14 protein-coding genes are annotated in these 13,193 nt (G+C 62.0%); 2 read left to right on the forward strand and 12 right to left on the reverse strand.

Features of this window, described 5'->3' with window-relative positions:
- Window positions 1–58: 58 nt before the first annotated feature.
- From QYH69_RS20440 to QYH69_RS20450, 3 genes are all read right to left on the reverse strand, one after another.
- Window positions 59–880 (reverse strand): alpha/beta hydrolase, encoded by an 822-nt coding sequence (locus QYH69_RS20440; protein ID WP_308833623.1) that lies wholly within the window; start codon window positions 878–880, stop codon window positions 59–61.
- A 407-nt stretch (window positions 881–1,287) separates the two neighbouring features.
- Window positions 1,288–1,758, reverse strand: coding sequence for a VOC family protein (locus QYH69_RS20445; protein ID WP_308833624.1), 471 nt, complete (start codon window positions 1,756–1,758; stop codon window positions 1,288–1,290).
- 80 nt (window positions 1,759–1,838) lie between these two features.
- Complete coding sequence (locus QYH69_RS20450) at window positions 1,839–2,318, reverse strand: VOC family protein (protein WP_308833625.1); 480 nt, start codon at window positions 2,316–2,318, stop codon at window positions 1,839–1,841.
- Window positions 2,319–2,610: 292 nt separating this feature from the next.
- Here QYH69_RS20450 and QYH69_RS20455 point away from each other — a divergent pair, with 292 nt between their 5' ends.
- Window positions 2,611–3,081, forward strand: a complete 471-nt coding sequence (locus QYH69_RS20455) for a low affinity iron permease family protein (RefSeq protein WP_374992464.1) — start codon at window positions 2,611–2,613, stop codon at window positions 3,079–3,081.
- A gap of 91 nt (window positions 3,082–3,172) precedes the next feature.
- Here the strand turns inward: QYH69_RS20455 and QYH69_RS20460 are convergent, their stop codons facing one another.
- The 4 genes from QYH69_RS20460 to QYH69_RS20475 form a co-directional block, all read right to left on the reverse strand.
- Entirely contained in the window at window positions 3,173–4,456 is a 1,284-nt protein-coding gene (locus tag QYH69_RS20460) for an RNA polymerase sigma factor (RefSeq protein ID WP_308833627.1), read from the reverse strand.
- 8 nt (window positions 4,457–4,464) lie between these two features.
- On the reverse strand, window positions 4,465–4,905 hold the full coding sequence (locus QYH69_RS20465; RefSeq protein WP_308833628.1) for a VOC family protein: 441 nt from the start codon (window positions 4,903–4,905) through the stop codon (window positions 4,465–4,467).
- 41 nt (window positions 4,906–4,946) lie between these two features.
- Window positions 4,947–5,360, reverse strand: coding sequence for a YciI family protein (locus tag QYH69_RS20470; protein WP_308833629.1), 414 nt, complete (start codon window positions 5,358–5,360; stop codon window positions 4,947–4,949).
- 201 nt (window positions 5,361–5,561) lie between these two features.
- On the reverse strand, window positions 5,562–5,915 hold the full coding sequence (locus QYH69_RS20475; RefSeq protein ID WP_075159403.1) for a YciI family protein: 354 nt from the start codon (window positions 5,913–5,915) through the stop codon (window positions 5,562–5,564).
- Between the two features lie 661 nt (window positions 5,916–6,576).
- On the opposite strand from QYH69_RS20475, the gene QYH69_RS20480 reads away from it, so the two are divergent.
- Window positions 6,577–7,698: a porin gene (locus tag QYH69_RS20480; RefSeq protein ID WP_308833630.1), complete on the forward strand. Its 1,122-nt coding sequence runs from the start codon at window positions 6,577–6,579 to the stop codon at window positions 7,696–7,698.
- 92 nt (window positions 7,699–7,790) lie between these two features.
- On the opposite strand, the gene QYH69_RS20485 is transcribed toward QYH69_RS20480, so the two are convergent.
- From QYH69_RS20485 to QYH69_RS20505, 5 genes are all read right to left on the reverse strand, one after another.
- Complete coding sequence (locus QYH69_RS20485; RefSeq protein ID WP_308833631.1) at window positions 7,791–8,258, reverse strand: SRPBCC family protein; 468 nt, start codon at window positions 8,256–8,258, stop codon at window positions 7,791–7,793.
- A gap of 105 nt (window positions 8,259–8,363) precedes the next feature.
- Window positions 8,364–9,503, reverse strand: coding sequence for an aromatic ring-hydroxylating dioxygenase subunit alpha (locus QYH69_RS20490; protein WP_308833632.1), 1,140 nt, complete (start codon window positions 9,501–9,503; stop codon window positions 8,364–8,366).
- Between the two features lie 318 nt (window positions 9,504–9,821).
- Window positions 9,822–11,366, reverse strand: a complete 1,545-nt coding sequence (locus QYH69_RS20495) for a glycosyltransferase family 2 protein (RefSeq protein WP_308833633.1) — start codon at window positions 11,364–11,366, stop codon at window positions 9,822–9,824.
- Complete coding sequence (locus QYH69_RS20500; protein WP_308833634.1) at window positions 11,366–11,980, reverse strand: cytochrome b; 615 nt, start codon at window positions 11,978–11,980, stop codon at window positions 11,366–11,368. The genes QYH69_RS20495 and QYH69_RS20500 overlap by 1 nt, the downstream gene beginning before the upstream one ends.
- Window positions 11,981–12,173: 193 nt before the next feature.
- A complete protein-coding gene (locus QYH69_RS20505) occupies window positions 12,174–13,091 on the reverse strand; it encodes a LysR family transcriptional regulator (RefSeq protein WP_308833635.1) in 918 nt (305 codons plus the stop codon).
- Window positions 13,092–13,193: the final 102 nt, after the last annotated feature.

Genomic DNA, 13,193 nt, shown 5'->3' on the forward strand with positions numbered 1-13,193 from the left:
TCACGAGGCGCTACTCGCGCCTCGTTTCACATACACCGCGTTGCGGCCACGCTCCGGCTTAGCCCTTGATGAACTCGAGCAGATCGGCGTTCACCTTGTCGGCCTGCGTCGAGCACATGCCATGCGGCGCGCCCGGATACACCTTCAGCGTCGCGTTCTTCACGATTTTCGCCGACATGCGGCCGGCTGCGTCGATCGGCACGATCTGGTCGTCGTCGCCGTGCAGGATCAGCGTCGGCACGTCGATCTTCTGCAGATCCGCCGTGTAGTCGACTTCCGAGAACTCCCGGATGCACGCGTACTGACCGACAATGCCGCCGCTCATGCCTTGGCGCCAGAACTCGTCAATCGTGCCTTGCGAGACTTTCGCACCGGGACGGTTGTAGCCGAAGAACGGCAGCGCGAGGTCCTTATAGAACTGCGAACGGTTATCCGCGACGCCTTCGCGAATGCCGTCGAACACGTCCTTCGGCAGGCCACCCGGATTCTTTTCGGTTTTCAGCATCAGCGGCGGCACCGCGCCGATCAGCACCGCCTTCGCGACACGCTTCGTGCCGTGACGGCCGATGTAATGCGCGACTTCGCCGCCTCCCGTCGAGTGACCAACGAGCACGGCATCTTTCAGGTCGAGATGTTCGATGACGGCGGCGAGATCGTCCGCATACGTATCCATATCATTGCCGTTCGCCGTTTGCGACGAGCGGCCATGACCGCGGCGGTCGTGCGCAATGACGCGAAAGCCCTGTTGCACGAAAAACAGCAATTGCGGATCCCACGCATCGGCATCGAGCGGCCAGCCATGCGAGAAGACTATCGGTTGCCCGCTGCCCCAATCCTTGTAGAAGATCTGAGCGCCGTCTTTGGTCGTGACCGTATTCATCGTTAAGCTCCGTGCTGGTGAAAAGACTACTGACGAGGACCGCGCGCCGGCAGATAAAGAGCGGGCGCACTGCCCGCTCGCCCACAAGCCGATGCGCGGGCAATGCGATGCTTCAAGTTGTGGGGGTTTTCATCGGGCGGTCATATACCGCCGATCTTTATGAAAAAACTGCGACACGTGCCGGCGCGAAATGCCGGGCCCGTCCGCTGAAGGTGCAACCTCGCGAGATGCAAACGACTATGGATCGGTTCGCTGATTATGCCGGGGATTTTCTGCGCTGCATATAAACGATGGTTTATGTCCGTTGCGCTCGGGGCGACGCCGTGGTGCCGCAATTGAGCAGTGATGGCCGCTTCATTTGCATTGGATGCGTTGTTGAGAGCGGCCAGATAGCGGCTAGATAGGCGCTAGCCCGCATACGCCTTTTCCAGCGCCGCGATGTCGAGCTTCACCATGCTCATCATCGCTTCCATGGCGCGCTTCGATTTTTCGCGGTCTTTGTCCTGGAGGATTCTGAGCATGACGGTCGGCACGATTTGCCACGAGACCCCATAGCGATCGGTCAGCCAGCCGCATTGCACCGGCGCGCCGCCTTCGACGAGCCTGTCCCACAGCGTGTCGACCTCGGCCTGCGTTTCGCATTTGACGAACATCGAGATGGCCGGCGAGAACGTGTACTGCGGGCCGCCATTGAGGCCTACGAACTCTCGCCCTTCGAGCTCGAACGTCACCGTCAGCACTTCGCCCGCCTTGCTTGGAATCGCGTCGTTGTAGTACGACGTCTCGACGATCCGGCTGTTACCGAATACCGACACGTAAAACTTCGCCGCTTCTTCCGCCTGACCGTCGAACCAGAGACATGTGGCAATCTTGTCCATTGACACTCCTTTGCCTGCCTGGGGCGGCGGCGTTCACCTCGCGCGCCGCTCTTACACATTTAGTGCCAGCGTGTGGCCGCTCACTGACGCGATTTCATCATTTCCTGCATCGCCGCCTGCATTTCCTCAGGCGACAGATCGACCTTATGCGTTGCGACCGACCAGCGATGCCCGAACGGATCTTCAAGCTGCCCGTAGCGGTCGCCCCAGAACATGTCGGCAGCGGGCATCGTGACCTTCGCACCGGCCTTCTCTGCCTGCGCAATGGTTGCGTCGGCATTGTCGACATAGAGGTGAATCGTAACGGGCGAGCCCTTCAACGCCTTCGGGCCGAGGCCGCCGCCGCACTCGGGCATTTCGTCGGCGATCATCAGTGTCGAATCGCCGATTTTCAGCGATGCGTGCATCACCTTGCCGCCGGGCCCAGGCATACGGACCTGCTCGACCGCGTCGAACGCTTGCTTGTAGAACTCGATCGCGTCGGCCGCGCCGGCGCAGACGATATGCGGGGTCAGCGAATGCATGCCTTCGGGGATGGTTCTCGTGGCTGGCTTGGACATAGTCGTGGCTCCTGTCTATCGACAAATGAATAGGGTGGCGAAGCGTCACCGGACACCGTGGCTTCATCACGACGACGAGTAAGCCACCGCCCGATCGACATGAGCAAGCGGAAATTTCTGTACGGCTGCGCAACGCGGCGATGCCGCGCCGCAATCTACGGTCTGGCACGCAATGTGCAAAGCGTGTGTCGCCGATGGGGTTCGCCAATCGGCTTTACCGATCCATGTTGCTGATAAGAGGTGTCTCGTGACCAGGAACTGGTTCTCCCGATTTTCGACCGCGCTCTCGACGATGGCGGGCAGGCCCGTCACGTTCGTCATCGCCGTGATGCTCGTCGTCGTATGGGGGGCGAGCGGGCCATTGTTTCACTTTAGTGACACGTGGCAGCTCGTCATCAATACGTCGACGACGATCGTCACGTTTCTGATGGTGTTCCTGATCCAGAACACACAGAACCGCGACACCGCGGCGATGCAAATCAAGCTCGACGAATTGATACGCGCGCTGTCCGGCGCGCATAACGCGCTGCTCGATCTCGAAGAGCTCGATGAAAAGGATCTGACGCGGTTTCGCAAGCATTACGAACAGCTCGCCGAGGCCGCGCGCGACGCACTGCGCTCGGGCGGCACCGACACCGATTCGCCGTTTGTCGAGGATCGGCCGGACAATGCCGATCAGGACGATGCGCCCAAGCAGCGGCGCCGTGATGCGGAGAGCGAGCGGGAATGCGACGGGCAGCGAGGGCGAGAGGAGAACCGGTAGTGGAGGTGGCAGGCCGCTGCTCTTGCTAGCGCGGCCTGCCCGGTGCTTCCGCACGGTTCGTCCATGCGTTTGCGTTCCGTCGCTGCGTTGTTCAGTGCGTGCCGCCGCTCATTTGCTGCGCGCGTTCGAGGAGCAGGTCGCGCTCGCATGCGTTGCGCGTCATCGCCGCCGCGCGTTCGAATTCGGCGCGCGCTTCTTCGCGCCGGCCAAGCCTGGCAAGCAGGTCGCCGCGTACGCTCGGAAGCCAGTGATAATGCGCGAGCAGCGGATCCTCACCAAGCGCATCGACGATCTCGAGTCCGGCGGCCGGACCGAATGCCATGCCGACTGCCACCGCACGATTCAACTCGACAACCGGCGACGGCGCGACTTGCGCGAGCGCGTCGTAGAGCGCAACGATGCGTTCCCAGTCGGTCTCGTCGGCGGTATGCGCGCGCGCATGGCACGCGGCCAGCGCGGCCTGCAATGTATAGACGCCGCTGCCGCCTCCGAGCGATTCGGCCCGCTCGAGCGCGGCGAGGCCGCGGCGGATCAGCAACGGGTCCCAGCGGCTGCGGTCCTGGTCGGGCAGCAGCACCGGCTTGCCTTGCGCATCGACGCGCGCGCGAAGACGCGATGCCTGAATCTCCATTAGCGCGGCAAGACCATACGCCTCGCTTTCGTCGGGCACGAGTCCGACGAGTATGCGCCCGAGCCGTAGCGCTTCCTCGCAAAGCGCGGGACGCGTCCAGTCGTCGCCGGCCGTTGCCGCATAGCCTTCGTTGAAGATCAGGTAGATCACTTCGAGCACCGACGCGAGCCGCGCTGCGCGCGCATCGGCCTGCGGCACTTCGAACGGCACCTTCGCGGCCGACAACGTGCGCTTCGCGCGCACGATGCGCTGCGCGATGGTCGGTTCAGGTACGAGAAACGCGCGCGCGATTTCGTCGGTGGTGAGGCCGCCAAGGAGCCGCAGCGTCAACGCGACGCGTGCATCGGTCGACAGCACCGGGTGGCATGCGGTGAACATGAGCCGCAGCAGATCGTCGCCGATGTCGTCCTGACGCGCGGCATCGAGCGCATCGACGAAATCGGGCACGAGGTGCGCCTCGAGCGCGTCGAGGTCGTGGCCGAGTTCTTCGCGCTTCCTCGCGTGCAGCGCCTCCTGGCGCCAGCGGTCGAGCGCGCGGTTTTTTGCGGTTGCCATCAGCCACGCTCCCGGGTTGTCGGGCACGCCTGCTTTGGGCCAGTGTTCGAGCGCGGCGACGAGCGCATCCTGCGCCAGTTCTTCGGCGACGCCGACGTCGCGCACGATGCGCGCGACGTGCGCAATAACCTTCGCGGCTTCGATCCGCCACACCGCCTCGATCGCACGATGCGTCGCGGCCGACGACACGGCCGGCCTCAACGAGCGTCCGGCGCAGCCGGCGCTGCCGCCTGGTCCGGCATCGGCACATTCGGGTCCATGTAGGCAAGCTCCCAGATGTGGCCGTCCAGGTCTTCAAAGCCGTGGCTGTACATAAAGCCGTAGTCTTGCGGCTTGCGCGGCACCGAACCGCCCGCTGCGAGCGCTTTTGCAACCAGACCGTCGACTTCGGCGCGGCTCTCGCACGACAGGCAGATCAGCGCTTCGGTGCTCGTCGAAGCATCGGCGAGCGGCTTCGTCGTGAAGTTGCCGAAGAATGGTTTTGTCAGCAGCATCGTGAAGATGTTTTCGCCGACGATCATGCAGGCGGCGTTCTGGTCGGTGAATTTCGGCTCGAACGTGAAGCCGAGCTTCGCGAAAAAGGATTTGGAGCGCTCGAGATCGTCGACCGCGATGTTCAGGTAAATCTGCTTGTGCATCGTGCACCTCGCTTGAATGGCTTTGTCGGATTTGGGCGACTTCAATGGTTCGTGCCTTCGAGTTTGCGGAAACGATCCATCGACGGGCTCGGTTCGAAATCGTCGAGCCCGAAAAGTTGACGCACTTCGATCTCACCCTCGGCATGCTCCCCGAACGGTGCCGGAAAGCGCCGCGCCCACTCCATTGCTTCTTCGCGCGAACGCACCTGGATCAGCGTGTAGCCGGCGAGCAGCTCCTTCGTCTCGGCGAACGGGCCGTCAATGATCGTGCGCCGGCCGTTGTCGTAGCGGATGCGCCAACCCTTCGATGTGGGCTGCAGGCCGCTCGCGTCGAGCAGTACGCCCGACTTCGCGAGTTCCTCGTGATAAGTCGCCATTGCGGAGATCAGTTCTTCATCCGGCATCTTGCCGGCTTCGCTGTCCGCGTTTGCCTTCACCATGATCATGAATCGCATCGCCGTTTCTCCTTGTTTGTCGATTTGTGCTGGCAGAGCAAAGAGCCGCGCAAACCCGATTGTTCGGCGACTCCTTGCCTGCACGACGAAGCAGCAATGACCGGATCGACACTCGAAACGCGACGGACCCGCCAGGGAAAACCCTCGATTCGACGGCGCAACCGGCATGAGCGACGAAGCACTATGCCCCGTGCCTTGACGCTACTGGAAACAAGGCCCCAGCTTGCGCACTTCGATCGTGCACCACCGAGCGGCTGGGCATTCGGCCGCAAGCGCGAGAGCTTCATCCTGCGTTTCGCAGTCCAGCAAAAAGAACCCGCCGATCATTTCTTTCACTTCGGCGAACGGACCGTCGACAACGCGCGCCTTGCCGTCCTGTACCTGCAGGCGCTTGCCCTTCTTCGCGGTGGTCAGCGATTCGCCCGAAATCAGCACGCCGCGCTCTTTCAGCGAGTCGCGATACCGCACCATTTCGGCAAAGACCTCGCGTCCGGCGATTTCCCCGCGTTCTTCGCGCTGATCGACCGGCTCGACGATGAGCAGCATATAAGCCATGGAACCTCCGATGAAAACGTCATTGCAACGGTTGCCGTCGCGCACGCGCCGGCCTGCTTTCGGCTAGCGACGGCAGTCTAGCAAGCGGATACCGGATCCTGCAAACGCGTGGAAACGATAACGCAGGAAGCCTTAAAGCCGAATGACGAAAATCCGTACGAATAGAAAAAAAGTCAATTCGAGCTTTAATGGTTCACATGATTGACGATTCTTTTTGACATTTCAATTAGCCAAACGGGATAGGACATTTCTTACTCAATCCCTAATTCATAATCGTATCCATCAAGACAAATCCGCAGGATAAAAGTGTCTCCAACTTTTTAATTTTTCGAGATAAATTCTATTATCCATTGGCTCTTGTCGATCCGGCGTTGCCATCAAACAACGCACCATTCAATCTCGAAAATAAACCTGTCTTTATTTGAGATGAACAAGCCGAATAAAAACAAAACCCTACTGTTCATTTATCGATCTATTTCCTAATCAGCAAGAATTAATTGCCAATTGTTCGAGAAAGAATGATTAGGGAGCCTACCTATACTGCGTGGCGTTCCCCAGACAGGGAATGGACCGGCCTTGTCATGGACCGGCTGCACGCGTTGCGTGCCGGGCTTCCGGCGCCGACGCGTGATCCACAGAACACCGAAGGAAGGAAGCTCAGATGAAAAAGACCCTGATCGTCGCGGCCGTCGCCGCCTCATTCGTTCCGCTCGCTCACGCGCAAAGCAGCGTCACGCTGTATGGCCTGATCGACGCGGGCTTCACCTATACGAACAATGTCGACGGCAGCGGGCGCGCGGCCATCGGCAGCGGTATCGATCAAAGCCGTTGGGGCCTGCGCGGCTCTGAAGATCTGGGCGGCGGTCTGAAGGCGATCTTCAACCTCGAAAGCGGCTTCGACATCAACAACGGCAGGCTCGCGAACGACGGCTCGCTGTTCAACCGTCAGGCGTACGTCGGTCTGTCGAGCGACTACGGCACCGTCACGCTCGGCCGCCAGTGGGATGCGATGCAGGACTACGTCGCGCCGCTCACCGCAACCGGCAGCTGGGGCGGCACGTATTTCGCGCATCCGTTCAACAACGACAACCTGAACACGAACGGCGGCTTCCCCGTCAACAACTCGATCAAGTACGCCAGCGCGAATTATGGTGGCTTCACGTTCGGCGGCACCTACGGCTTTTCGAATCAGAGCAGTTTTGCGAACAACCGCGAATACAGCTTCGGAGCCGCATACCAGTACGAAGGTCTGCGCGTCGCCGCCGCTTACTCGCAGCAGAACAACCCGGGTGCGACGTCGAACGGCGCAACGACTGATCCGGACATGAGCGCGATCTACGCGGCAACCGGCGGCTTCCGCCAGCGTGAATTCGGCGTCGGTGTGAGCTATGCGTTCGGTCCTGCTCAGGTCGGGGTGGCCTGGACGCAGTCGCGTATGGACAACTTCGATATGTCGGCAGGTTCGTCAGCGCACGTGAACAACTACGAAGTCAACGCGAAGTACAATTTCACGCCTGCTCTGAGCGCCGGCATCGCTTATACGTACACGGACGGCGATTACAACGTCTCGGGTGTCAAAACCAACGTCGGCCATCTGCATCAGGTCGGTGTGCAGACCGACTATGCGCTGTCGAAGCGCACCGACGTCTATGCGCAAGTCGTCTACCAGCGCGCAACGGGCGATCAGGTGGGTGCCGCGTCGATTTACTCGGGCAGTGCGAGCCAGTTGTCGTCGTCGCAGAATCAGGCAGCTGCGACCGTGGGCTTGCGTCACCGCTTCTGATCGCGTGAGGGTGCGGCCCGATCGGGGCCGCTAACCAGACTGCCGGCGAAAGCTCCCGTGCGCACGCAACGCGGGAGCTTTTTTCACTACGATTAGCGCCCCGCCCCACGTTTCAGCTCGGCCGCAAGCCGGTCGAAGCTCTCTTTGTTTGCCTTCAGCGCAAACGTTTTCACCTGATCGCGCACCGCCGCCGTATCGAACACCATCCGGTAAATCAGCGTGGTCTTATCCCCGGCTTCGTCGAACGACACAATCACCGTGAAATGCGGCCCGGAAACGTGATCGAATACGATCCGATCCGGTTCGCTGATCTCGACAAATACGCTGTGGTTTTTATAGTCGACGCCATCCGGTCCGTGCATCACGAAGCGCCAGTTTCCGCCGGGCTTCAGTTCGAATTCGTGGAAGGTGTTCCGGAAGCCCTTTGGTCCCCACCAACGGGCAAGGCGCACGGGGTCTGTCCATGCGCTGAAGACGCGCTCACGCGGCGCGTCGAAGGTGCGGGTCGAAAGAATTTCCAGATCGGGAACGGTCGCGTTCCCTTCGGTTGCCTCGGACATGGCGCGGCCTCCTCGAACGACAGCGCGGACATCCGCGCATCGAACGCGGACGCCCTGGAGGCAGCATAACGCAACGCGGCCGTGCGCAGTGACAATGCGCGCCGCTCAACTCGCGCAAGACTGCGCCGCGGCCGCTTCCGTTTCGACGGGTTCGATCGGCACGATACGGCGCACCGGCGGAGCACCGCATTGGCGCAGCAGATCGCGCAGTTCGTTGATGACAGGGAACACCTCATGGTTCCAGTCCGCGCCCTGCGCGTCATGCGCTTCCTGTTCGCGTTCGACGATCCAGCGGTCTTCGGCGAAGATGCGCTCGGTGAACCAGACGAGTAGCGGCCACGCCATATCGAGCAGGAACCCGAGCTTCGGCCGCTTCACGGAGAGCAAACCGAATGTGCGATTCGTGCGCTGCTCGGCGTCGAGCGGCACATAGATGATCCACAGGTCCATCACGAGCGTTCCTTCCGACGTGCGGATCTGCAACGTCTGGTAGGGGTACTGCGTGCGGATCGTCATCACGTCCTTATGTTTCTTCGCGCCTTGACGGCTTTGCCCGAACACCAGTGCTTCGCCGATCGGCTGCTGGCCCGCTTCGCGCGAGAACGTGTAGTCGACCTCGACCCAGTCGTCGCCGCGGCGACGACCGAGCGAGCGCGCGCGCATCTTGCCCATCTGCCGGCGGTGCAGGAACTGATGGTTCATGTCCATCAGGTTTTCGTGCATGAACGAGTAATGGCATGCCACTTCACGTCCGAAGCGACGCGTCTTGTACTGCCTGTTCGCGACCGAACCGAGCGGCGGCAGCGGCGTCGATTCGGCCAGTTCGGCTTTGCCCGGAAACACGAAAACAAGCCCTTCGACTTCCCGGCACGGGTACGCGCGCACGCCGTTCGGCAGCCGCTCGCGACCCAGATACGGAACGTCGATGCAGCGGCCTGTGCAGTCATAGGTCCAGCCGTGGTAACAGCAGCGGATCGCTTCACCATCGACGACGCCGCCGTGCAGCGGCACCTGACGGTGCGCGCAGCGGTCTTCGAGTGCGAACACGCTGCCCGACTCGGTACGCACGAGCACGATCGGCTCGCCGGCGAAGCGCACGCCATGGGCCTTGCCGCGCTTCACTTCATGAGACCAGGCAAGCGGATACCAGTAGTCCGGGTTGATGTGAACGCGACGCAAATCGCGCACCGGTGCTCCCGCAGGTATTTCGGCTGTGCTGCTTTCCACAGGACTGACTGCGTGCATGTATGCCGCCCTCCTCTAGCGACCGAGCCTTCGGATACTTAAAAATCGAAGTTCTCGAGCTTTCTATTGAATTACTGAGTTAGCTGCTCAGTCTACCGGAAGTCGGGGTGCTTTTTGACAATTCCAGAAAATGAACGCCCGCGCGAGCCGGTACGACCGTGATTGGGGGCAGGGTATCTGCGTATGACGCGAAGCCACAAACAAAAAGGGCCGCGGTGCATCGCGCACCGCGGCCCTTGCCGATTAATGGTCAATGTCGAAAAAGAGGTGGGCGCCTACAGCCTCTATGCGTACGGCCCGTGCATGACCGTCATGACTTCATGACTGTCCGTTTTTGCCGCCCGGCGCAATCAGCCCGGAGCGGTGTTGCTTGCCCCACGACTTGCTGCCGCGCAGGAAATGAAACCAGCCGAGCACGGCCCCGGTGTGCCGCAGCAGCTGGAACGTGAACGGCTCGGCGATCGCCGCGGCCGTCGCCGACCACAGACTCGATCCGGCGCGCAGCCCGGTCCAGCGTCGATAAAGGTGGATGCTCCAGATATAGAACGCGAGATCGAGCGCGGTCTTCAGGAAGATCACGCTGAAGATCGAAACGACGATCACGCCGTGGCCGCCGAACAGGAACGCGAGCAGCAGCGCGAACGCCGTCAGCCCGTAGACCGGCTGCATCGTATCGAATGCCTTGACCGGCAGCATGAGCATGCCGAGCGTGCCGTAGCGACGATTGCCGGTCATGTCGCGATTCCAGTATTGCGTTTCGAGGAAGCCGGCGAACCAGCGGCGCCGTTGCCGCAGGAAGCTCGCGAGCGTATCGGGCGCGTCGGTTTGCGCGTGCGCGTCGCCGACCACGCGGACGTCCCAGTCGAGCCCGCGGTCCACCGAATAGCGGCGCAGCCGATGGATCAGCTCGTAGTCTTCGACGAGGCACTGACCATCGAAGCCGCCGACCGCGACCAGCGCCTCGCGCCGGAACGACGCGAAGGCGCCCGACACGAGCAGCAGGCTATCCGCGCGCATCCATGCAAAACGCGAGATGAAGTTGCGCATGTACTCGTACGTCTGGAACCACTGGAACAGGCGACCGCCAACCGACTTGCTGCAGATCGGCACCAGAATGCCGGTCGCCGCGACGAGCGTCCCGCTCGCCGCGAATGCCGCGCGCATCGCGCGTGTCGCGTCGGGCGCGAGCAGCGTGTCCGCGTCGACGGTCATCACCGTTTCGGTCGTCATCCGATCGATCGCGGCGTTCAGCGCGCGCGCCTTGCCGCCGTGCGGCAGACGCAGCCAGTACAGATTCGGGTAACGCCTGCTCGGCGCGCTCAGTTCGCCGAGCGCCGGTGTCGCGAGGCCGTAACGCGTGGTCAGCAATGTTTCGGTGCCGTCGGAAGAACCATCGTCGGCAATGATGATCTGCGCGGGCCCGTCGACCTGTTCGAGCAATGCGGCAAGCGTCACGGGCAGCACGGCCGCCTCGTTATGCGACGCAACGATGACGCCCATCTCGGGCAAGCGCCGCGCCCCCGCCTCCGATAGTCCGCTTCCCGCGCTCGACGACCTCATGCGCTGCGCGAGCGGCCACGACTTTATCGTGACGAAGAACAGCAGCAGCGTGTCGTAAACCACGTACGCAATGCCGGTTGCCCAAGCCACCACGCCATGCAGAAAGAACGCGCGCGCAAACAGCAGCACCCACAGCGCCGTGACGCCGCCGTGAATCAGCCGGCCCGCCCAGGTCGCCTGCCGCGGCGTGATGCGCGGCGACACTGCAGCGAGCGCGTCTTCGAGCGAATGCTTAGTCGTACTGGCGGTGCGCTCGGCCTGCGCTTGCGGCGCCTGCGGTTCGACTACGACATCTGCACACATCAAGGCACCATCCGTTTGATGACCGAATGTCGATCCAGCCACTGATGCTTCAACGCACCGCCGACATGCATCGCGAGCAACGCATAAAGCGCGTAGCCGAACCATGCATGCACCGTGCCGAGCTTGTCGTGGAGATGGAGCCGTTCCTTGACGGCAGGATCGATATTCATGATGAAGCCGATCCGCGGCCATTCGAAAAGGTGGAAATACTGCATCGGATGCGTCGCCGCGTCCTTCCATGCGGAATCGTGCGCCCAGCCGGAAAGCGGCAAACCGATCATCAGCAGATACAGCAGGAAATGCGCAACATGCGCGGCCATCCGTTCCCACGCCGGAAACTCGTTCGGCAACGGCGGCGGCTTATGCGAGACGCGCCACAAAATGCGTAACAGCGCGAGACCAAGCACCGTGATACCAATCGACTTATGCGTATCGATGACCGGTCGCACCCAATCGTCGGGCAGCGAATCCGCGCTCAAGCCCAGCACGACATTGCAGATGATCAGCAGCGCGATCACCCAGTGCAGCACCATTGCGATGCGCGTGTATTGGGTCGGCTCGTCGGCGCGCGCAAGCGCCGTGTGTCCGTGCCGGGACTCGATTCGGGTCGTCATTGGTATTTTTTTCGGGAAATAGGGTTGGCGACGAAAGCTGTTCGAAATGGACGCACAAGGGCGGCGCAACGTGCGGTCAGTTCGCTTGACTGCTTAACGCACAGACTATCCGTTTTATTCCGGGTTTTCCTGTACGTCGAGGTGTATTGGCGTCTGAATGTGTTTCAGTTCATTGCAAGGCACATCGAAATTTTCATCGAACGAAAGCGTCGATGCCCTGTACGAGGCGTTTCGCGAGACGCGGCTGGCGCAGCTGGTCGACCCACCATTGCAGGGCGCGGCCCTCCTGGTCACCGCGCCACGCGACGTATAGCACATTCGGCTCGCGCGGGTCGGCCGTCTCCTTTTCGATCAGCTCGCCTCGCTTCAATAACGACGCAACGCGCTGCCGCGGCACCCAGCCGACCCCGAGGCCGTCACGCTGCGCGAGAATCTTCGCGCGCATGGTCGGCACCGCGAGCGACGCCTGCCCGCCGACGACGCCGTATGCGCGGCCGCTCGCGCGCGACGAATCGGCCACCGCCACCGCGCGCTGTTTCGAGATCTGCTCACGCTTGAGCGGCTCTTTGGCCGAAGCGAGCGGATGGCGCGGCGACACCGCGAACACCCATTCGACAACACCGAGTTCGAACCAGCGCAGCCCCGCAATAGCCGGCGGTTCGTTGGTTGCGCCAACAATCAGGTCGGCGCGGCCGTCGCGCAACGCCTCCCACGTGCCGCTCAGCACTTCGTGCGTCAGGCGAAGCTTCACGCCCGATTGCAGTGCATCGAATGTGTGGATCAGCGGCATCAGCGTGTCGAATTCCATCAGTTCGTCGCTGACTATCCACAGGCGATCTTCCCAGCCGCTCGCGACCTGGCGCACGCGCTGCGTCATCCGCGCGACGTCGTGCATGAGCCGTGCCGCCTCTTCGGCGAGCAGATGGCCTGCAGGCGTCAATTGCAGGCGATAGCGGCGGCGATCGAACAGCAGCGCATCGAAGCGCGTCTCGAGCTGGCGCGCCGCATGCGAGACGGTGGACGGCGCCTTGCCGAGGCGGGCCGCCGCCCGCGACAGGCTGCCGCTCTCGCGGATCGCTTCGAGCAGCGTCAATTCTTCGTCGGTCAACATGTTCAACTCCGTCGAACGTGGCGGGCGGAACGATCGTACGGCAAAGCGTCCGAGCCCGCTCATCGCGCGCGGCGAACGGCCTGTTCCACGATGTCCGCGCGG

It is taken from the genome of Paraburkholderia sp. SARCC-3016, assembly GCF_031119615.1.
Classification (GTDB): Bacteria; Pseudomonadota; Gammaproteobacteria; order Burkholderiales; family Burkholderiaceae; genus Paraburkholderia.